At 53.5% G+C, this 19,329-nt stretch carries 21 protein-coding genes and 1 pseudogene; 11 read left to right on the forward strand and 11 right to left on the reverse strand.

The genetic code is table 11. The annotated features are described in order from the left end of the window. The first annotated feature begins 49 nt into the window (after nt 1–49). Nucleotides 50–517 carry a nuclear transport factor 2 family protein gene (locus I9W95_RS15175; protein ID WP_225676386.1) on the forward strand — a complete coding sequence of 156 codons (468 nt, stop codon included), beginning with the start codon at nt 50–52 and terminating at the stop codon, nt 515–517. Here the strand turns inward: I9W95_RS15175 and I9W95_RS15180 are convergent. Further along, on the reverse strand, nt 508–1,404 hold the full coding sequence (locus tag I9W95_RS15180; RefSeq protein WP_225676388.1) for an alpha/beta fold hydrolase: 897 nt from the start codon (nt 1,402–1,404) through the stop codon (nt 508–510). The genes I9W95_RS15175 and I9W95_RS15180 overlap by 10 nt on opposite strands. A 170-nt stretch (nt 1,405–1,574) precedes the next feature. Here I9W95_RS15180 and I9W95_RS15185 point away from each other — a divergent pair, with 170 nt between their 5' ends. Both I9W95_RS15185 and I9W95_RS15190 read left to right on the forward strand, forming a co-directional pair. Further along, nucleotides 1,575–2,018, forward strand: a complete 444-nt coding sequence (locus I9W95_RS15185) for a YqaA family protein (RefSeq protein ID WP_225676390.1) — start codon at nt 1,575–1,577, stop codon at nt 2,016–2,018. Further along, nucleotides 2,015–2,977, forward strand: a complete 963-nt coding sequence (locus I9W95_RS15190) for an RluA family pseudouridine synthase (RefSeq protein ID WP_225676393.1) — start codon at nt 2,015–2,017, stop codon at nt 2,975–2,977. Before I9W95_RS15185 ends, I9W95_RS15190 begins: the two co-directional genes overlap by 4 nt. Before the next feature lie 32 nt (nt 2,978–3,009). Here I9W95_RS15190 and puuE read toward each other — a convergent pair whose 3' ends face one another. Then, nucleotides 3,010–3,909 carry an allantoinase PuuE gene (gene puuE / locus I9W95_RS15195; RefSeq protein ID WP_225676395.1) on the reverse strand — a complete coding sequence of 300 codons (900 nt, stop codon included), beginning with the start codon at nt 3,907–3,909 and terminating at the stop codon, nt 3,010–3,012. A gap of 176 nt (nt 3,910–4,085) precedes the next feature. Between puuE and I9W95_RS15200 the strand changes: the two genes are divergently transcribed. Continuing rightward, nucleotides 4,086–4,763 carry a ComEA family DNA-binding protein gene (locus I9W95_RS15200; protein WP_225676397.1) on the forward strand — a complete coding sequence of 226 codons (678 nt, stop codon included), beginning with the start codon at nt 4,086–4,088 and terminating at the stop codon, nt 4,761–4,763. A gap of 68 nt (nt 4,764–4,831) precedes the next feature. Here the strand turns inward: I9W95_RS15200 and I9W95_RS15205 are convergent, their stop codons facing one another. The 8 genes from I9W95_RS15205 to I9W95_RS15240 form a co-directional block, all read right to left on the reverse strand. Then, on the reverse strand, nt 4,832–5,377 hold the full coding sequence (locus I9W95_RS15205) for a hypothetical protein (protein ID WP_225676399.1): 546 nt from the start codon (nt 5,375–5,377) through the stop codon (nt 4,832–4,834). A gap of 233 nt (nt 5,378–5,610) precedes the next feature. After that, the gene (locus I9W95_RS15210; RefSeq protein ID WP_225676401.1) at nt 5,611–5,895 is read right to left on the reverse strand and encodes a hypothetical protein; all 285 of its coding nucleotides are present in this window, start codon (nt 5,893–5,895) and stop codon (nt 5,611–5,613) included. A gap of 20 nt (nt 5,896–5,915) precedes the next feature. After that, the gene (locus I9W95_RS15215) at nt 5,916–6,824 is read right to left on the reverse strand and encodes a hypothetical protein (RefSeq protein ID WP_225676403.1); all 909 of its coding nucleotides are present in this window, start codon (nt 6,822–6,824) and stop codon (nt 5,916–5,918) included. Between the two features lie 490 nt (nt 6,825–7,314). Continuing rightward, complete coding sequence (locus tag I9W95_RS15220) at nt 7,315–8,310, reverse strand: glutathione S-transferase family protein (RefSeq protein WP_225676405.1); 996 nt, start codon at nt 8,308–8,310, stop codon at nt 7,315–7,317. A 107-nt stretch (nt 8,311–8,417) separates the two neighbouring features. After that, nucleotides 8,418–9,701, reverse strand: coding sequence for an MgtC/SapB family protein (locus I9W95_RS15225; RefSeq protein ID WP_225676407.1), 1,284 nt, complete (start codon nt 9,699–9,701; stop codon nt 8,418–8,420). Between the two features lie 104 nt (nt 9,702–9,805). Beyond that, on the reverse strand, nt 9,806–11,302 hold the full coding sequence (locus I9W95_RS15230; protein ID WP_225676409.1) for a protein adenylyltransferase SelO: 1,497 nt from the start codon (nt 11,300–11,302) through the stop codon (nt 9,806–9,808). Nucleotides 11,303–11,393: 91 nt separating this feature from the next. Beyond that, entirely contained in the window at nt 11,394–12,203 is an 810-nt protein-coding gene (locus I9W95_RS15235) for a hypothetical protein (RefSeq protein ID WP_225676411.1), read from the reverse strand. Nucleotides 12,204–12,343: 140 nt separating this feature from the next. Then, nucleotides 12,344–12,925 (reverse strand): NnrU family protein, encoded by a 582-nt coding sequence (locus tag I9W95_RS15240; RefSeq protein ID WP_225676413.1) that lies wholly within the window; start codon nt 12,923–12,925, stop codon nt 12,344–12,346. Between the two features lie 133 nt (nt 12,926–13,058). On the opposite strand from I9W95_RS15240, the gene ansA reads away from it, so the two are divergent. Together ansA and I9W95_RS15250 are read left to right on the forward strand one after the other, a co-directional pair. Next, a complete protein-coding gene (gene ansA / locus I9W95_RS15245) occupies nt 13,059–14,090 on the forward strand; it encodes an asparaginase (RefSeq protein ID WP_225676415.1) in 1,032 nt (343 codons plus the stop codon). A gap of 15 nt (nt 14,091–14,105) precedes the next feature. Continuing rightward, nucleotides 14,106–14,471 (forward strand): hypothetical protein, encoded by a 366-nt coding sequence (locus tag I9W95_RS15250; protein WP_225676417.1) that lies wholly within the window; start codon nt 14,106–14,108, stop codon nt 14,469–14,471. 109 nt (nt 14,472–14,580) lie between these two features. On the opposite strand, the gene I9W95_RS15255 is transcribed toward I9W95_RS15250, so the two are convergent. After that, the gene (locus I9W95_RS15255) at nt 14,581–15,600 is read right to left on the reverse strand and encodes an LLM class flavin-dependent oxidoreductase (RefSeq protein WP_225676419.1); all 1,020 of its coding nucleotides are present in this window, start codon (nt 15,598–15,600) and stop codon (nt 14,581–14,583) included. A 239-nt stretch (nt 15,601–15,839) separates the two neighbouring features. On the opposite strand from I9W95_RS15255, the gene I9W95_RS15260 reads away from it, so the two are divergent. From I9W95_RS15260 to I9W95_RS15280, 5 genes and pseudogenes are all read left to right on the forward strand, one after another. Further along, the gene (locus tag I9W95_RS15260) at nt 15,840–16,094 is read left to right on the forward strand and encodes a type II toxin-antitoxin system Phd/YefM family antitoxin (RefSeq protein ID WP_225676468.1); all 255 of its coding nucleotides are present in this window, start codon (nt 15,840–15,842) and stop codon (nt 16,092–16,094) included. Continuing rightward, nucleotides 16,087–16,350 (forward strand): annotated as a pseudogene (locus I9W95_RS15265) (Txe/YoeB family addiction module toxin). Before I9W95_RS15260 ends, I9W95_RS15265 begins: the two are co-directional and overlap by 8 nt. Nucleotides 16,351–16,446: 96 nt before the next feature. Beyond that, nucleotides 16,447–17,421: a hypothetical protein gene (locus I9W95_RS15270; RefSeq protein WP_225676421.1), complete on the forward strand. Its 975-nt coding sequence runs from the start codon at nt 16,447–16,449 to the stop codon at nt 17,419–17,421. Nucleotides 17,422–17,983: 562 nt separating this feature from the next. Further along, nucleotides 17,984–18,268, forward strand: a complete 285-nt coding sequence (locus I9W95_RS15275) for a hypothetical protein (protein WP_225676424.1) — start codon at nt 17,984–17,986, stop codon at nt 18,266–18,268. A gap of 120 nt (nt 18,269–18,388) precedes the next feature. Next, nucleotides 18,389–19,138: an enhanced serine sensitivity protein SseB C-terminal domain-containing protein gene (locus I9W95_RS15280; protein WP_225676427.1), complete on the forward strand. Its 750-nt coding sequence runs from the start codon at nt 18,389–18,391 to the stop codon at nt 19,136–19,138. Nucleotides 19,139–19,329: the final 191 nt, after the last annotated feature.

A 19,329-nucleotide genomic window follows, 5' to 3' on the forward strand; every position in this document is an offset into this window, starting at 1 on the left:
CAATGGCGTAAACTGGTTGTACCTTCACTACTAACAGCAGGAGCCGGTCATGGCGTCACACCAGCAATTAATCGAAACCTTCTATCAGGCCTTTGCCCGACTGGATTACGCCACCATGGCCAGCTGTTATCACCCGCAGGCGAGCTTCTCTGATCCGGCTTTTACGCTGCAGGGGGCTGACATCGGTGTGATGTGGCAGATGCTGTGCCAGCGTGCGCAGAACTTTCAGCTGAGTTTCAGCGTAACGCAACAGGGGGATCAGGTGAGTGCGCACTGGGAACCCTTGTATCTGTTCAGCCAGACCGGACGGCAGGTGCACAACATTATTGATGCGGAATTTGAGTTTCGCGATGGGCTGATTTATCGCCACCGTGATCATTTCAGTTTCTGGCGCTGGAGCCGGCAGGCTCTGGGTCTGCCAGGCTTACTGCTGGGTTGGACGCCGTGGCTGCAGAAAAAGGTGCAGCAGCAGGCCGCTGCGGGCCTGCGTGCGTTTGCGGCAAAGGCTCAGGACTGAAGAAAACGACGACAGTCGGCAGCAGAGGCCTGTGGCAGTTCTTCCATCGGCATATGGCCGCAGTCGTCGTACATAATGACCTCGGCGTGTGGAATACGGCGGCCAAAACGTTTGGCGTGATCCGGTGGAATCCAGCCGTCCTGCGCGCCCCACATAACCAGTACCGGCTGACGTATTTCGCTCAGGAAGCTGTTATCAAAGCCGGCACGGTTGCGGATAAAACGCAGCACCGCAGAGCCGGCTGCACGGTTACCCGGACGCAGCATCAGTTCGTAATAGCGGTTCAGCACTTCTTTGCTCAGGCGTTCCGGACGGGCGTAGGTCGAGCGGATACTGCTGTACATAACCCGGCGCGGCAGATAGGAATGCGACATCATCCAGCCAGCCATAGGCAGGCCCATACCGATCAGACCAGCTGGCGGTACAAAGAAAAAACCGGCACTGTCGATCAGCACCAGCTTGCGCACTTTCTGCGGGAAGCGCGCGGCAAATTCCCAGGTCATCCAGCCGCCCAGTGAATTACCGGCCATGTAGCATTCGCGAATGTGCAGGGCATCGGTGAAATCGTTGAGAAAGTCGCTGTAAATAAAACGGAACATGCCCTTCGGGTGAGCACCGGTCAGGCCGAAGTTGGGCATGTCGATGCTGATAACGCGGTAGTCGTCGCGCAGGATTTCGCTCCAGTCGTTCCACGTATGTAATGACGAAAAAATGCCGTGCAGCAGAATCAGCACGGGTTTATCGCTACCGCCGGTATCGCGGTAATGCACCTGCATACCCTGCAGATCGAGGTAGCGGGATTCAGCGGTTTCCAGTCGCGGGCGCAGTTCTTCCAGAGGAATGGCGCCGACTTCTGCGGTCATGCTCTGCCATAACGTGTTCAGCATAATAGTTTCCGTGATGAGTATCTGTGCCCATTGTGTGGCGATAACGCGGCGCTGGTAAGGTAGCTTTCAGCCAAAAAATGCCCGGGTTATGGCGTTGTTCACAGGTTTGTATGCGGTCGCAGTGGCATAACGTGGTTTAATCGCGCTGTGTTTACCTGCGAACGTTGGCTATGCCTGAGTGGTTAGCAGCGGCGGAATTACCGTGGCTGTATTCAGTAATGGGATTGTTTCTGGTTGCCCTGCTGGCGGCCAGTCTGTTGCCTCTGGGCTCTGAATGGTTGTTGCTGTGGCTGCTGCATGACGGCGGAGATCCGGCGCTGCTGTGGCTGGTGGCCAGTGCCGGTAATATCGCCGGCAGCCTGATTAATTATGCGTTGGGTTACTGGCTGGGCGAGCGTCTGGCACAGCGTCAGCAGGGTACTGGCTGGCAGCGTGCACAAGCATTTTTCCAGCGCTACGGTGTGTGGAGTCTGCTGCTGGCCTGGGTGCCGGTGATTGGTGATCCGCTGACTCTGCTGGCCGGTATTATGCGTGTGCGCCTGGCGCTGTTTATTGTTCTGGTCGCGGTGGGAAAATGTGCCCGCTACGGCGTTCTGGTGTTGCCCTGGTTATGACTGACGAACGAATGAAAACCGGTTACCTATTGCAATGGACGCAATACCAGCCAACGACGCTGCTGGCATCCGTACTGGAAAACTATCACCACTGGTCAGAGGACGACGTTCATCAGGCGTTAACTGCAGGGCTTATCTCGGTGAACGGCGTTCTGGTTCAGTCCGATGGCGATTTGTCGCCCTCGGATCAGGTCGAACTGAGATTAACTCAGCACAGTGAACTGGTGGTAGATACGCAGTGGAAACTGATGTGGCAAAGCCCGGAGCTGACGGTGGTGCACAAACCCGCTGGTCTGCCGGTATCACGCACCACCCGCAATCTGTTCGATACCCTGATCAGTCAGGTTCGTCGTGCCACCGAGCACAAACATGCGCATCTGCTGCATCGTCTCGACGCAGAAACATCTGGCCTGATTATTCTCGCCAACTATGACCATGCTGACCGTAAATGGAAAAAACGCATTGACCGGTTAATCGAGCGTAAAATTTATCACGCACTGGTGTGGGGTGCGCCCGACTGGCAGGAAACCCTGTGCGAGTGTTATCTGGCAGAAAAAAAAGACAGTCCCATCCGCACGCAGATGCACGTGGTCGCCGAAGATGAAAGCGATACCGTTAAAGCGCCGAAACTGGCTCGCACCCGTTTTACCTGTGAAAAAACCGCGGACGGTTTTTCACTGATTTCCTGTGAATTATTATCCGGCCGTAAACACCAGATTCGTGCGCAGCTGGCGCATCTGGGTTTGCCGATTATCGGCGATAAAATTTACAGCCAGCAGGGCCGTTTTTATCTGCAGCGATTAGAAGCACCGTTAACGCCGGAGGACTATGCCGTGCTGGGTGCAGAGCATCATCTGCTGCATGCATTTCAGTTAAATCTGAATACCGGCAAAGAGCAGGTGGTGTTGCAGGATGATTTATTTCCAGCGGCCTGGCAGCCGTATCTGCAGCAGTTATAAAAAGTGCCCCGGTACTGCACCGGGGCCTGAGATCATGCCGGGTGGTTAGCCTGCCAGTGGCGGGCAATATCGGCGCGGCGGCAGACCCACACCTGTTCGTGTTGCTGAATATAATCAAGGAAGCGCATCAGTGAGGCAGCCCGACCAGGGCGGCCAACCAGGCGGCAGTGCAGGCCGATGCTCAGCATTTTCGGACTGTCGGCACCTTCGGCATACAGCACGTCGAAACTGTCTTTCAGATAGCTGAAAAACTGATCGCCGCTGTTAAACCCCTGATTGGTGGCAAAGCGCATATCGTTGCTGTCGAGGGTGTAAGGCACGATCAGGTGCGCCTTACCACCTTCCTCAACCCAGTAAGGCAGGTCGTCGGCATAGGCGTCGGCATCGTACAGCAGGTCGGCTTCTTCACACACCAGGCGGCGGGTGTTCGGGCTCATGCGGCCGGTGTACCAGCCTTCCGGGTAGCTGCCGGTCAGTTCTTTATGGATGGCCAGTGCTTCGCGGATGTGTTCGCGTTCAATTTCTTCCGGCACATACTGGTAGTCAATCCACTTCAGGCCGTGAGAGGCAATTTCCCAGTCGGCTGCAAGCATGGCGGCAACGACATCCGGGTTACGTTGCATGGCCGTGGCAACGCCAAACACGGTGACCGGCATATTACGCTGGGTGAACATGCGGTGCAGTCGCCAGAAGCCGGCACGGGCGCCGTATTCGTATATGGATTCCATATTCATATGGCGCACGCCTTCCAGCGCCTGCGCACCGACAATCTCGGATAAGAAGGCTTCTGAGGCTTTATCGCCATGCAGAACGCAGTTCTCACCGCCTTCCTCGTAGTTAATAACGAACTGTACGGCGATACGGGCATTGCCCGGCCAATTGACGACCGGTGGATTCTGGCCGTAGCCGATCATGTCTCTGGGATAGGTCATGGGAGTTCCTGTGGAAAAAACACACAAAGCTGACTGCTTGGTCAGGTAGTTTAGCGCTAACTGCGACAAGCTGGGAGTAGCACAGAGAAATGTTCTGAACGTCAGCTGCAATTGCAGTATTTCCGTCATATGCCTGTGTCAGGCTGGGGCTTTTATGCAATCGCAAAGGAATGACCATGCTTAAGCCTCGCTTCGACCATAGCCAGCAGCCCGAACTGCGTTTTGTTGGTGCCATCAGCTATTTCACCGATCAGCAGCGCATTCACCTGGCGCTGGACGGCATTGCCAGTGATCGTGCTGCCGATAACCTCAGCGGTACCCTGAGTATTGAACTGTGGGCGCTGGATACCTCCTATCATGGTGGCCTGTTTCAGGGCGAATGCCTGGCTGCCACACAGATCGGTGAGTTGTGGGGTAACCACTGGCTGGCAGATTGCGACTACGACCTGATTTATCAGGCACCAGCGGGCAATGCCCGTCACCTGTGTCTGATGTTACGCGAATGGAATGGCGTTGCCTTTGAAACCCGTGATTACCGCAACTTCAGCCACGGCCTGAACACGGCAGAACCGCGATTGAAGGTGGTTCAGGCGGTAGCGGGTGCAGATATTATTCAGTTGGAAACAACGAAAAAAAGCAAACCGACGGCGGCGTCCAAAGCCACAGCGAACAACACAAAATTGTGTGTGAATACGGCATCTGAAAAAGAGTTGGGCGCGATTAAAGGTTTGTCGAAAAAAGTCGCCAGAGCGATTGTTGAAGCCCGTCCGTTCAGTTCCATGGAAGAGCTGCAGAAAGTTAAGGGGCTGGGCAGAAAAACTCTGGAAAAACTGCGCGATAGCCTGCACGTATAAGATGGGGAACTTCCCTTTCACATTTTCCCGACAACAAACATCCGGGCAGTGAAAGGGAAGGTTGCTGTTTAATTCACCGAATTAAACAGTACTGCCGACATGGTCTGATTTTCAGAGCCAGGTACGGTGTTCATGGTTTTTTTCCACAGCCACCAACCGGTGGTGTAAGTGCTGGTGGCCACGGCCACATCAATGCCTACATCCATGCTGCTGTTAACGTAGCTCAGGGTAACGCCGCTCTGCGTACCAATGGTACCGCCATGATGAGTGTCATCACCCATCAATACCGGATAGTGGTTGTACAGCAGGGCAGACGGCGCACTGACCGACGTTTGCTCGCCATCCAGCGCTCGGTAATTCACACAACTGTCGACACCGGCACTGCTGGTTGCACCACAGGACGAGTGCAGCGCAACCACACCGTCATCGGTACCAGGCAGGAAGCCGCCGGTCACACCCAGATATTCGCTGCCGCCACCAACGAAACGCAGACGCGGAACATCGTTCGGTGCAGTGGCAATCTGGCGTGCATTCGCCGGACGCAGGTCGGTCAGTACACCCAGTTTATCGGTAGTCAGTTCAAAGCCCAGCCAGGCATTCAGTGCGGCGCGCACTGCAGCACTGAGCAGGTTCGATGAGCCGATGGTATCAATAGCGACATCAGCCAGCTCGGAGCCACCGCCAGCACCGGCAAAATCGAATACAGCGAGAATATTCAGCGGCGCGTAGCCTGCCGCTTCTGTCCAGATTTCCTGCTGATCCAGTACATAACGGGTAACCAGATCACCGGTAGAGTGAGTGACCAGAACACAACCGTTATTACAGAATCCACTGGCGGCCCAGCCGATTACTTTGTCGTAAGCCGTTGTGCCGTATCGGCATCCAGGCGGCTCTTGGAACTCCAGTCGAGACGATCGTCGGCATACTGGCCCCAGAAATCGGACCAGTAATTCTGTCCGTCACTGCTGACCTCTGCTTCGGTTACCGTATCACGCATCAGCTGAGCAGGCTGAAGCCCATGAACCAGAATGACATTTTTACCTGCCATCTGTGCGTAGGTCTGACTGCTTAAGACCGCCGCGGTGATCATGAACAGAGCCGTGATACCCGTTTTTATTTTTATGCTAAGCATTGTCGTTCTCCTTGTTGCGGTTATGTACCGGAGTTGTCTGCAGCAGACTGCCCCAGCGATTGCAGAAACTGCAGGCGTTGTGCGACCTGCGGGCTCTGATAAGGAATGGCGGAAAAATCTGCCGGATCAACGGCGGGAACAGCAATAAAAGGCTGACTGCTGTCACCGTAGCTGACTTCAGGTCCCGGCTTTTCCGGGATGCGGCGTAACTGGAAACTACTCAGCCAGAGTGGCTGCGGGCTGCTAAGCGTACTCAGAACTGAGCCGTGGGCGCGCAGTAAAATGGTGCCCTCGCTGCCCTGAATCCGCGCTTTGCCCTGCAGGTAAGCGAGCGGTTTTTTATCGGCGTAAAGCAGGCCTGCACCAAGCTTATAAAAGCCCGACTGAGCGTTGCTGATGGTTACCGGAATCACCAGCTCATTGTTGTCGATGTAGGTATCGCCAATGCCGCTGATGGTGGCCACTGACTGGAAGATACGGAACGGTGCGCTCTGGCGCAGGGATTCATTGTCAGTAAGAAATACTTCGGCCACCAGATTCAGTTCCTGTGGCCAGTCATCTTCTGATTGAAAACGGCTGCTGTATTGCCAGCGTTGACGTTCAAGGCTGGCATTGGCAGTGAGGGCTTTAATTAATTGGTTGTGCGCGTCGCGTACGCTTAATTCAATGCGTCCGACTTGCGCGAACAGCGCGTCATCTCCGCTTAAATTCACCAGGGCGTCAATGGTTTCATCCGGTTGATAACGGTAAGCCGACAGGCTTACGGTTAACGTTCCGGGTAAACCGCTGGCTTCAAGACTGCGTTCGGTAACTGCCCCGGCATTAGGAGCCAGTAATTCATTATGATGTTCTGTCAGTGGCACGGAGTATGGCGGATAAAGCGCAGCCTGCTCATAGGCAGCAGCTACATCGCGAATACCCTCGCGCATGGCGGCATTCAACTGTGCAGTCGGCGCTGAGGAGGCCTGAGTCTGAACAACGGCTGGGCTGGCGGCGGCAATAGCGGGGGGGCTGTGCGGTTGTAGCTGGCGACAGGGGCAATTTCCACGGCTGCCTGATTGGGCAGCAGTTCTGCCACCAGAACAATGGCCCCTACTAATAAGGCTGAAGTAAGCAGTATTTTCATCGTGTTCTGTCCACCGGTCGTCAGGTGTTCAGAACCTTAGTAGAGGGAATTACTCAGGAAAAGACCTGAGCGGCCGGGCTATTTCCTGACAAAAAACTCTTTAAATACAGGTGTTTGGCTCACCTTGCCCTGTATTGCCTGAGGCGACATCAGGTATTTCCGCAAAGGCTTCATACTCGTGAAATTAAGTTATTAATCGGCGTGAATTGCCCTGAAAGTCGACAAACTGATGTAACAACTTGGTTACATAAATAATACAAAGGCCCGAATGGCAAAACGGGCCAATGTGTCATTCACGCCAGGGATGCGCGACCTGTCTGCTGCTGGAACGTCAGTTGCGGGCCAGCGGGGACAATTCCGGTTGGGTTAATGTGCTTGTGGCTGGCGTAATAGTGGCGCTTTATATGATCAAAGAACACCGTGTCGGCTACGCCCGGCTGATGATAGAGATCGGCCAGATAGCCGGACAGTGCCGGGTAATCAGCAATGCGCTGACGATTGCATTTAAAGTGGCCGACGTACACCGCATCAAAGCGCACCAGGGTAGTGAATAAACGCCAGTCGGCTTCGGTTAAGCGGCTGTTGCCATGGCTGTCTGCTACCAGCCAGCGCTGTTCCGTCAGGCGCTGTTCCAGTTCATCCAGAGTGATAAATAACTGCTCAAAAGCCTGTTCGTATTTATCCTGTGAAGTGGCGAAACCAGCTTTATACACACCATTATTTACGTTGTGATAAATACGCTCGTTAATGGCATCAATATCGGCTTGTAACTCCGCTGGATAAAAATCCTGCTGGTCGCCGGTCAGATCATTAAATGCCGAATTAAACATACGGATAATTTCAGACGACTCATTACTGACGATGCACTGCTGCTGTTTATCCCACAGCACGGGTACCGTCACGCGGCCACTGTAGTCGGCTTTATTGCGGGTATAGATCTGATGCAGATACTGCAGGCCGTAAAGATCATCACCACTGCTGCCGGCATTCTGATCAAAGGTCCAGCCATGCTCGAACATGTCCGGTGAAACAACGGACACCGATATGTGTTCGCTGAGTTTTTTCAGCTCACGGAAAATCAGTGTGCGGTGAGCCCACGGGCAGGCATAGGATACGTACAGATGATAACGGCCAGTTTCCGCTTTAAAACCGGCTTTACCACCCGGGCCTGCTTCGCCGCTGGCGGTAATCCAGTTACGCAGTTGTGCATCTTCGCGCACGAAGGCGCCGTCGTTGCCCTCAGTGTCGTACCACTGGTCGTGCCACTGGCCTTTGATCAACAGCCCCATGGTCTGCTCCGTGTTGTTGTCATGGTTAGCAGAGTAGCAGGCAGAGCGTACAGAAAAAGCGCAAATATCCGAATGACGGTTTCGTCTCAGCCGAAAGGTCATCCGTACTAAGCGATAACGCCCCACAAGCTGATAAAACCAATCAGCAGTGATATTGCCATCGCCAGCGCCACACGGATGCCTGTGCCTCGCTGGCCAATGAACAGCGCCAGCGAGGATTTGAAAACGTTGTTCACGGTAATGGCAATCAGAATACCGATGGCGGCGGTAGCCAGAGGTAATTCACCGCTTACCGACATGCGTGACAGGCTGAGGGTAATGGCATCAACATCGGTAATTCCCGACAATGCGGCGAGCAGATAAATACCGTTGTCACCAAAGCTTTGCTGCAGCCATTGCGCCAGCAGCAGAATCACCACCAGTAAACCACCAAGTAAAATAGCCGACTGTAATTCCAGCGGGTTTTTCGCCAGTTCCGGGTGCTCGACATCGGCATGGCGATTACGCCGGCTCATGATAAACGCAGGGATATACAGAGATGCGGTCATCAGCACCACCGGCAGCCACAGCAGGGTTACCAGTTCGGCATTAATCAGCAGGCAATACAGCAGAATACGGGGGAACATGGTGCCGCAGGCGAGCAGAATACCAGCCGCCAGTAACGGCGCATGGTGAGGCGCTGAACGGCTTAAACGTGAGAAATGCAGGGTTAACGCGGTGGACGAACTTAATCCGGCGAACAGACTGGTAAACAGCAGGCCTTTGCGCGCGCCAGCGATGCGCACAGAAAAATAACCAATAAAAGAAATCGAGGCGATCAGCACCACCATCCACCAGATTTCATAGGGGTTAATCGCATTGCCCGGGCCCATGCCCTGATTCGGCAACAGCGGCAGCATGACCACGGAAATCAGTAACAGCTTTAAACCAGCATCCAGTTCGTGCTCGCGCAATTTGCGCAGAGCGCCATGAATTTCCGTTTTATTATCCAGAATCATGGTGGTAATAACCGCAGCCATTGCCGCCATCACGGCTTCGCCTGCCGCCGTCATGGCACCGAAGCAGAAGGTCAGCAGTAAGCCAATGACGCCGGTAATACTGACATTATGGCTGGCGGCCGCCGCTGCGCGATAACCGCTGATAGCTACCGCTGCGATTACCAGCAGCATGGCTGGCAGAAACCAGGGCGATAACGACTGTGCCAGTAAATAGCTGATACAGCCGGTGAGCGCCGTCAGGGTGTGGGTACGGATGCCCGCGATGCGCGTGCCCGCTTGCTGATCGCGTGATACCCAGCCGCGCTGCAGGCCGATTAATGCGCCCAGTAACAGCGCAATCAGCATATTCAGAGCGGCTTCCGTGTGGCCGTTGGTAAATGACGTCAGATCCATGCCGTTGCGGTTTCCTGTTTATTTGCGCCCAGTGTAGCAGCGCGGAGGTTGCTGTCCTTGCCTGGTGTCAGTGCGCTGTATAACGATGAGGTGTCAGACAAAGATCAGGTACCACAAAAAGTACGCAGCACTTTTTCGTGCGGCTCTGCCGGACACTGGTAACTGAGGTCTTCAGCGTTTTCCACAAATGGATCAGTCACTTTTTCCAGCAAGGTTTGGAAGGGGGCAAAGTCGCCTTCCTCGGCAGCCATAATAGCTTCCTGTACTTTGTGGTTGCGGGGAATAACTGCGGGATTAGTCGCCTGCATTAATTCACCGGCATGGTTATTACGCTGCGCCAGCTCGGCCTGCCATTCAGACAGCCACTCGTGCAGGGCTTCGTTGACTGCGGCGGTGTTGCGGCAGTCGCTGTGCTGCAGCAATGCAAACAAGGGCGCACGCTCGGCATCGGCGCGGCTGATATGGCTTAACTGGCGGAAGAAACCGGTGTAGTCCATGCGCCCCTGCTCAAGAATATTCAGCAAGGCTTCAATGCGTTCACGGTCACCAGGCTGTACATCGTTCAGGCCCAGTTTACGGTTCATGCGTTGTTCCCAGGCGCGCTGGTGTTGATCGCTGTAGTCGTGCAGAACAGCGGTGGCATCCTCAACGGCCTGTTGTTCGTCGCCGGGAAATAATGGCAGCAGGGCCTCGGCCAGGCGAGCCAGATTCCACTGACCGATAGCGGGCTGGTTCTGGTAGGCATAGCGTCCCTGACGGTCGATGGAGCTGAACACCATGGCCGGATTAAAGGCTTCCATAAAAGCGCACGGGCCATAGTCGATGGTTTCGCCACTGATGGTCATGTTGTCGGTATTCATCACGCCGTGAATAAAGCCCAGCGACATCCACTGCGCAATCAATTCTGCCTGACGCTGACAAATGGCCTTAAACAGTTGCAGCACGGCATCGTCGGCGCTGGCATCAATGTGCGGGTAGTGGCGGGCTATTACATGCTGCGCCAATGCCTGCAGGGCGTCGTGGTCACGGCGCAGGGCAAAGAACTGAAACGTACCGACACGGATATGGCTGCTGGCCACGCGGGTAAACACTGCACCGGGTTCGCGTCCATCGCGGATAACGTATTCACCACTGGCTACCAGCGCCAGAGCACGGGTGGTCGGTACGCCCAGCGCCTGCATGGCTTCACACAGAATGTATTCGCGCAGGGCAGGCCCCAGTGGCGAGCGGCCATCACCGCTGCGTGAAAACGGCGTGCGGCCACTGCCTTTCAGCTGAATGTCGCAGCGCTGGCCGTTTGTATCTTCAAGATCACCAAGCAGAATCGCTCGACCATCACCCAGTTGCGGATTGAGCTGACCAAACTGGTGGCCGCAATAAGCCATCGCCAGCGGCAGGGCGCCTGCAGGAATCTCGTTGCCGGCAAATACCCCGGCCAGTTCCTGCTCGGTAGCAGCGCTGTAATTAATCCCTAACTGGTCAGCCAGTGGTTGGTTAAAGGCAAACAGCAGTGGATTTTTTACCGGCGTTGGCAGCACCCGCGCAAAGCATTGCTCGGGCAACTGGGCGTAGGCGTTGGAGAAGGGAATGGACAGAGACATAAGGTGATATTCGATACACGGAAAGTATCAGGATATGCATCTGCTGCGGCACTGACCAGTAATGAATGGTCAGTGCCGCTCAGGAGGGGTATCAGTTAAACGATACCGGCACTTCGGCGTAGTTGCGGAAGCATCTTGCATCACTGTCTGCATCGGCTGCGGCAGCGCAGAAGCTGGCGGTGATAAGACCGCTTTGTGGCAGCTGAGCTGAATCGAAGGTCAGATTCAGATCAAAGGTCTCTGTCAGCTTGCGGGTGTATACACCGGTTTCAGGATGGCCGGTCTGGTAGATCAGAACATCGGTACAGCTGAGGCTGAAATCATTGTTGTAATCGCAAACCAGTGCAAACGTAGCGTAGCCCGAGATCGGCGGTTTCGAAAAAGCATAACCGTGTTCTGGCTCAGTATTGGCCTGGCTGCTGTAGCTTTGATCATCAAATACAACCGTCAGGAATTCTGTTGATGGACCGGTGAGGTGAGTATCAACACGAATCATGACCTGGCCATCGCTGATATTAGAGTGGATCTGCGCTTTGCCATCAGACACGGCGGCGTTACCAATGACCGACATGGCGAGAACTGAGCTCAGCTCGGATGTGTTGTTGGTACCGGTTACTTTCTTTTCCAGCAGGCTGATGCGGTAGGCATTTTCTTCGGAAACGTAGTCATTGACGTTATCGAGTTCACCTGGCTCCAGACAGCCGCTGTTATTAACATCAAAGCGATCAACGTCGATTTCCACACCGCTCAGTGTCAGCGTACTGCCGGTCGGGCAGAGGGTGCCGGCTGGCAGTGAGTTAATATCGGTATTTGTCGAGCCGGATTCGGATTGTGAGTTACCCTGGCAGGCTGCCAGTAATACAGCAGTAGAAAGCAGAAGGATGCTTCTTCCCTTAAACATGTAAAGTCCCTTGGATATGGTTGTTATTATGTAAAGGGACATTATATGTGGCCTGCCCGAACAGGTATAGCGTTTCGTTCAGGCGGGATTCCGCCTGAGGCTGTTACCAGGCAGTGCCGCTTGCCGCCGGCGCGCAAAGGTTAAGCCAGAGGCGCAACACCAATCAGCAAGGCATGCAGCCACAACGTCAGAACAATCCAGCCAGCAAGACCAGCGCCGAGTGTCAGTAAATCGCGTTGCAGACCGAGGTAGGCTGGCGCCGGGTTATTCAGGCGGCGATCGCGCTGAACCGAGATCCACAAACCAGACACAGACCACAGCAGCAGAGCGCCAAAAAATATCAGGTCATGCACACCGCCGTTCGCCAGCAGATGAGCCATTGCCCACAGTGCAAGGCCTGCATACATTGGATGGCGCAGTGTACTTTGCAGACGGTTGCCGGGAATCTGGCTGGCGATTATCAGCACAGTGGCGGGTAAGGTCAGCAGGGCGGCCAGATGACGAGTCCACAGTGGTGGCAGCCATAGCCAGTGAGGATGCTTGCGGGCGCTGTTGTAACCAATAATCATCAGCGCCAGGCCCGTGGCGGCAATCATCGAGAACAGCAGTTTCCAGCGTTTATCGCCCAGCTTTTGAATCTGCTGTAGACGCCATTGCGGAGCAATCAGGCGAATTGAATGCCCGCTGATAAACAGTGTCAGGCCAGCGATTAACAGTTCCATTGTCTTTTCCTGTACGGCACCCTATAAAGTAACCAGAGCTTAACAGCAGACCTGAGCCACTTTGAAGTTACTGACCAAAAGGTAATGGCAAAAAAGTTCAGCGCTTGCGCAACCGATTTTGCTGGAGAATATTGTGTCGACTCCGAGTGCGCGCAAACATATTTATATTGCCTATACCGGCGGCACCATTGGTATGGCGAAAACCGAACGCGGTTATCAGCCGCAGGCCGGGTTTCTGCAACAGAAACTGAATTCATTGCAGGAATTTAACCGCGCGGAAATGCCGCAATTTACTCTGCATGAATATCAGCCATTGCTCGATTCCTCCGATATGAGCCCACAGCACTGGACCGATATCGCTGCCGATATTCTCGCCAACTACGAAAAATACGATGGCTTTGTCGTGCTGCATGGTACCGACACCATGGCCTATACCGCCTCTGCGCTGTCGTTTATGTTGCAGGATTTAGGTAAGCCGGTGATTGTTACCGGCTCGCAGATTCCGCTGGCAGAAATGCGCTCCGATGGTCACGAGAATCTGCTGAATGCACTGTATATTGCAGCGTTTCATCCGCTGGCTGAAGTGGGGCTGTTTTTTAATCACACCCTGTTGCGTGGTAATCGCGCCAGTAAAGTTCATGCCACAGGCTTTGGCGCCTTTGCTTCACCAAATTGTGCGCCGCTGTTGAAGGCCGGCATTAATATCGAAATGATCGAACCTGCCATTGCCGAGCTGCACTCCCGCCTGCCGGAATTTCAGCCGCTGCAGGATAAAGCCGTCGCGGTGCTGACACTGTATCCGGGAATGGATATGGGACTGGCGCAGTATATTATTTCGCAGCCGCTGGACGGTTTGATTATACAAACCTTTGGTGCCGGTAATGCACCGCAGCAGCTGACTTTGCTTAACGCACTGGCCGATGCCCATAAGCGTGGGGTGGTGGTCGTGAATCACACCCAGTGCACTCACGGCGGCGTTAATATGGGCGGCTATGCCGGTGGCCATGCATTGCGTGATTGTGGTCTGGTATCGGCCGGTGATATGACGCTGGAAGCAACCCTGACCAAATTGCACACCCTGCTCAGCCGCCCGGGAGAGCGCGAGCAAGTGATTCGCGAAGCCCGACGGTTAATGGAAGTCTCTTTGTGCGGTGAACTCAGCTGAGGCGGAATAAACAGAATGACGGCAAACAACCTGAATCTGCTGTTAACAGTGGCCAACGCGCTGACCAGCGCGCAGACGTTTGAACAACAGGCAGCGGCACTGGTGGCAACCGGCATGACGCAGGGTGAGGCTGAACACTGGGTTGATGTCACGCCACTGGCCTTTGCCCGCGCGGCATATCGTTTTCACTATCAGGGGCCATACCCTGTAGACAAACAACGCGATATTCAGGGCCTGCCACCACTGGTTGATGACGCTGTTTATCAGCAGGCCATGCGCTGGGCCTGCGATTGCGGTGCAATGGAAAGCATTAACGCCGATGAATTTAACGGCATCGTGCGGTTAAGCCCGGAGTTTGAAGTGATTCGCGGTGCTGGTTAACTGCCAGAATACATTACGCTGTTTTCTACTGCTTAAATCCATTCTTCACCGTTGAATTAAACGTTTGCCGACTCACAGCAATAAAAAACGTTTATTTGTCGTTTGATTTTTACCCCTCTATTTTTTTCAAACCAGCCAGTAACTCCAGTGCATGAATACGTTTGCTGCGATCAAAAATATCGTTGGTAAACATCAGCTCTTCCACCGGCATCTGCTGCACAATCATATTGAGTTTCGACTGTGCGCTGGCCGGGCTGCCGATGACCGACAAGGTCAGAAAATCCTGCACATGAGCCTGCAGGTGAGCGAGGGATTCGTCTTCCCAGATTGCCTGCATATCGTCAATCGGTGGTGGTAAATACAACGGCTGGCCCTGCATTAATGCCAGTACCCGTTGCTGCGAGCTGGTCGACAGAAAGCGGGCTTCGTCATCGCTGTCGGCCAGTACCAGTGGCAGACAAAGCATGGCATGGGGCTGCTGCAGTGTGTCGGACGGGGTGAACTGATGGCGATACAGTGCCAGCGCTTCCCGTGCCAGGCGCGGTGCGAAGTGGCCGGCAAAGGCGTAAGGCAGACCGCGCTGGGCAGCGAGCTGGGCGCTGAACAAGCTGGACCCCAGCAGCCAGATATCCACCGCACTGTTAGCGCCGGGGTAAGCTTTTACCCGTTTGTCTGCGGCGTGTGGGCCAAGCAGTGTTTGTAATTCGGCTACTTCATCAGGGAAACGTTCAGCGCGCATATCGTCACGGCGTAGAGCGCGGCTGGTAATCGGGTCTGTGCCGGGGGCGCGGCCCAGCCCCAGATCAATGCGCCCCGGATACAACGCATCCAGCGTGCCGAACTGCTCGGCGACAATCAGCGGCGCATGGTTCGGCAGCATAATGCCACCTGAGCCGACACGAATGTTATGCGTACGCGCGGCTACCTGACCAATGAGTACTGCCGTGGCACTGCTGGCGATGCCTTCCATATTGTGATGCTCGGCCAGCCAGAAGCGCTGCAGTTTCAGGCGGTCGGCGGCCTCAGCGTATTCCAGCATGCTGTTCAGGGTCTCGCTTATGCTGAAGCCCGTGGGAACGGAAGCCAGCTCCAGTACAGAAAAAGGGATGTCGTTCAGTGTGGTTGTCATATCAGATCGGTCCGGTTAACTGCCCACAGAGTGCCACAGCGATCGGTTGCGAACAGCCACTGCGGTGGGAATGCTTTGTTGCGTACAGGCAACGCTGGGTAGCAGAGCAGGGCGGTGATTGGTAGAACTGTGGGGGGCAGGCTCGCTTCTGAGAAGAAACCGGTATCTTATGTACGGTATATTGTGCAGCTTAGTGGTTCGAGCTGTAGTTGTACCATTACTTGTACAGGTGATGAGCTATTAGAGTCGTATCTTTTACAGAAGCACGCAACGGATTGAAGGCCGTTCTGGATGCTGTGGTTAATGACGCCGACATAACCGTGATTACGCGTCGTGATGCCGAAGATGCCGTGGTCATGTCGCCGGACTATTACAACAGCCTGATGGAAACCGTTCACCTGCTGAAGTCACCTGCGAATGCCGAGCATCTGAATAAATCAATCGCACAGTATAAAAGCGGCAAGGTGATACAACGGGATATTGTGGATGAGTAGTCGCTTACTCTGCCGGACCGACGAAGCATGGAGTGACTGTGTTTTCTGGCAGGGGCAGGACAAGAAAACGTTAAAGCGTATCAATAAATTAATTGTTGATAGTAAACGCTTGCCTTTTGACGGTATCGGCAAGCCAGAGCCGCTTAAATAAAATCTGTCAGGTTTCTGGTCGCGTAGAATTGATGACACTAACCGGCTGGTTTATGCAGTGGATGATAATGCATTAACGATCATATCGTGCCGGTATCACTACTGATTACCGTTGCTGGGTGGCAGCGTTGGTGTGGATGTTGGTGTAAGCGTTTAAGCACCAGTGTGGCGTAACAGGGAAAGAGCAGCACGGAGGAAGGACATGACTTTCAGTCAGGGAACGACAGGGCACCAGTGCATTATTTGTGAAGCTGAGGTCGTCGCCGTTGGTCGCAGCGCACAGCCTGCATTGTGTAGAGATATTCAGTGCCGGCGGTTACATGAGCAGCGACTGACCATGACACCGGCTGTGTATGCGCCACATCTGGCGCTTCAGACATCTCTCATTCGCCAGCGGCGAGCTGCGGAAGCACAGCGAAAAGCGCTGATTGAGCGCGTGAGTCGCGAAGAAGAGGCCGATAATCAGGCTGTGCTGGAAGCATTTCAGGCCGCCACTGGCCGCGATGACGTGGTTGATATGGTGATGTTGCCACCGGTAACTCAGCGCTGCAGCGCCGTGGATGAGCAGCGCCGGGCGTCGTATATCCTGCACCTGCAGACGGTCATGGCGGAAGCGGTAGCGTGTGAGGATGTGAGCCACCTGACGCAGGACCAGCATTACACACTGATTGACCGGCGTGTGGCGCAGGACGCGTTTCTTGCTGGCAACCCATGTATTGCTAACCGCAGCGATACTCTGTGTGCGCTGTGCCGGGGTGGGTGTTGTATGGAAGGGGGCAATCACGGCTATGTGTCGGCCGTTATGCTGCGGCGTCAGCTGGATGCTGACGATGGTTTATCACCGGAAATACTGCTGGAAGACTACATCCGCCACATTCCCGACTACGCGATAGCAGGGGGATGCATTAATCAGGGAAAAACCGGTTGTACACTGCCGCGCAACCGACGCTCGGACGTCTGCAACTACTACCTCTGCCAGCCGCTTAGGGATCACCAGACAAACCTTTTACAGGCACAATCGCCACAGCCTCTGTTTGTTGTGCAGCGCAGTAATCACCACTGGAACCGTTTCGCCAGCGAGAAGGCTAATGAACTCATCGCCTGTTATGTACTCGACGACGATGATTGCCAGGAAATAACCGACCTGCATTATCCTGCACAGAGCGAACCCGGATAACGGCTACCTCGTTAAAGATGCCTGCATCTGCGGAGACCTCGGGCTGAAATCATGAACAGAGCTCTGGAGCCAGGGCTCTTTCAGCGCCAATGACCACACGAAACAGCATTAGCATAAATCTGGTACTTTACGCCTAGACTGAAACGTTGAGTTTTCTGTTATTAATAGCCTTTAGCCAGCTGTATGCGTGATCCAGTTAGCGTGCCCACCAGGTACTGAACCAGTATGTGGGAAAGCGAAGGCGTACTGATTACTCAGGCAGTATATTTTTCGATTTGCCCAAAAACTGGCACGATTTGCATTCGTGCGTGCGCGTTTTGCCAGGCCATAGCGAGATAAACCCGTTAACAATCAGTGGATTGGAAGCAGGGTTTACAAGTTTACAGGCGCAGGAAAAACGGGTTAACAGGCGTGCGCGTTTTTCTGGAAGGGATTTTAAAATTGTGAGAAATTTCTTTGTCTGGTCAATGGGTTGCGTGGGGTTTCTGGAATGAGTCTCCACGAGTTAATGAGCACGCACACTAATAAAACTGTTATGTTTATAGGTCACCAAGGAGAGTATATGAACCAGTTAACTGACAATGATATTAGAAGGATTCGATCTATATTAGGCTGTGGTTGGCAAGCGACAGCGGAAGAAAAATCTAAAGATGCTTTAAGTATAATTTACTCTTTAAATAAAGATGATTGTATAAATCTCGTAGAGTCATTGTATAAAGAGTTTCGTGCAAGCTTTGATCTCCAAGCAAGTAACCCTTCAGGCTCTGGTCATCAATCAGAGGTAATGCAGGCAGAGAGATCTAATTTTACTGCATGCCAAATGGTATTAGATTCACTTAGAAAATAGATAAAAATAACGAGGCCTTAAAGTCGGATTCTGAACAGTTTGCTCGGTTTCGCTTCGCCTCACATTTTAGCAAACTGTTACTCACCGATTAAGGCGGCGTTATGCCTTAAGGAGAAGCTCGTGATCGAGCCAGTAAATGAATTAGAACGAAAGTTAATACTTGCCGCTGATAATCCGGCAAGTCGTCCTGAATTCTACGAAGCATTAATGGCTTCTAATGTGTACGTGATCGGATTTACGGACTCAGAAGGTGAAGGATCTGGAATAATTCCTGCTGGTGCCAAGTTGTCGATAGTTAACTGGGAAAAGAACGACGGAACGCCAACCACCCCGTTTTTTACCAGCCTTGGAGCACTTCAGCTCGCCTTGAAGGAAGAATCGAAGTATGTGGCTTTGCCAGCTAGAGATTTCTTTGAGATGACGCTTGGTTCATTTTTAGTTCTGAACCCAGCGTCACCTCATGGAAAGGAATTCTTCCCACATGAAATTGAAGCATTGCTGGATACTGGTATGAATCATGTCTCGCAAACGAGGGTGGTTCAGAAAGAAACTAAGGTACTCCTAGGTCAGCCAGCCAATTACCCCTCGGAAATGGTGTCTGCACTTACTGAACTTCTGGCAAAGCATTCTGCAGTAAAGGCTGCATATTTGTGCTTAATGCAAGACCCATCGATAGGTGAAAAGCCAACGCTTGTAGTTGGCTTTGAAGGTGATCAGGACCTTACTGAGGCAATGAAACAAGCTGGTTCAGTAGCTGCGGATACTGCTCCAAAGGGAGAGCTTGTTGACTTTACCGTTATTAAAAGAGGCGAGAAAGGAATTGGCGACTACATGTTAAATTCAGTCGAACCGTTTTATGAACGCACTTAGGGGGCCCAAGTTACGCTCGCTATTTACACCAGGCAGGGCATAACAATCAGCAGCAAGGGACCCCGCTACGTTCCGGCAACTTGTGGTTTGCTGCGCAAACTTTATCACAAGTTACCACCACATCGTGCGGCCCCTTTGCTGGGCGTTGAAAGTTAAAGATGACTATGAGTTATTTTGGACTTACCTTGCTG

This window comes from Thalassolituus marinus, from assembly GCF_020320395.1.
GTDB classification, from domain to species: Bacteria; Pseudomonadota; Gammaproteobacteria; order Pseudomonadales; family Oceanobacteraceae; genus Venatoribacter; species Venatoribacter marinus.

Coding starts and splice junctions, on each gene's coding strand:
- I9W95_RS15175 (WP_225676386.1), top strand. CDS start 50: ATGGCGTCACACCAGCAATTAATCGAAACCTTCTATCAGGCCTTTGCC.
- I9W95_RS15180 (WP_225676388.1), bottom strand. CDS start 1,404: ATGCTGAACACGTTATGGCAGAGCATGACCGCAGAAGTCGGCGCCATT.
- I9W95_RS15185 (WP_225676390.1), top strand. CDS start 1,575: ATGCCTGAGTGGTTAGCAGCGGCGGAATTACCGTGGCTGTATTCAGTA.
- I9W95_RS15190 (WP_225676393.1), top strand. CDS start 2,015: ATGACTGACGAACGAATGAAAACCGGTTACCTATTGCAATGGACGCAA.
- puuE (WP_225676395.1), bottom strand. CDS start 3,909: ATGACCTATCCCAGAGACATGATCGGCTACGGCCAGAATCCACCGGTC.
- I9W95_RS15200 (WP_225676397.1), top strand. CDS start 4,086: ATGCTTAAGCCTCGCTTCGACCATAGCCAGCAGCCCGAACTGCGTTTT.
- I9W95_RS15210 (WP_225676401.1), bottom strand. CDS start 5,895: ATGCTTAGCATAAAAATAAAAACGGGTATCACGGCTCTGTTCATGATC.
- I9W95_RS15215 (WP_225676403.1), bottom strand. CDS start 6,824: ATGCGCGAGGGTATTCGCGATGTAGCTGCTGCCTATGAGCAGGCTGCG.
- I9W95_RS15220 (WP_225676405.1), bottom strand. CDS start 8,310: ATGGGGCTGTTGATCAAAGGCCAGTGGCACGACCAGTGGTACGACACT.
- I9W95_RS15225 (WP_225676407.1), bottom strand. CDS start 9,701: ATGGATCTGACGTCATTTACCAACGGCCACACGGAAGCCGCTCTGAAT.
- I9W95_RS15230 (WP_225676409.1), bottom strand. CDS start 11,302: ATGTCTCTGTCCATTCCCTTCTCCAACGCCTACGCCCAGTTGCCCGAG.
- I9W95_RS15235 (WP_225676411.1), bottom strand. CDS start 12,203: ATGTTTAAGGGAAGAAGCATCCTTCTGCTTTCTACTGCTGTATTACTG.
- I9W95_RS15240 (WP_225676413.1), bottom strand. CDS start 12,925: ATGGAACTGTTAATCGCTGGCCTGACACTGTTTATCAGCGGGCATTCA.
- I9W95_RS15250 (WP_225676417.1), top strand. CDS start 14,106: ATGACGGCAAACAACCTGAATCTGCTGTTAACAGTGGCCAACGCGCTG.
- I9W95_RS15255 (WP_225676419.1), bottom strand. CDS start 15,600: ATGACAACCACACTGAACGACATCCCTTTTTCTGTACTGGAGCTGGCT.
- I9W95_RS15270 (WP_225676421.1), top strand. CDS start 16,447: ATGACTTTCAGTCAGGGAACGACAGGGCACCAGTGCATTATTTGTGAA.
- I9W95_RS15275 (WP_225676424.1), top strand. CDS start 17,984: ATGAACCAGTTAACTGACAATGATATTAGAAGGATTCGATCTATATTA.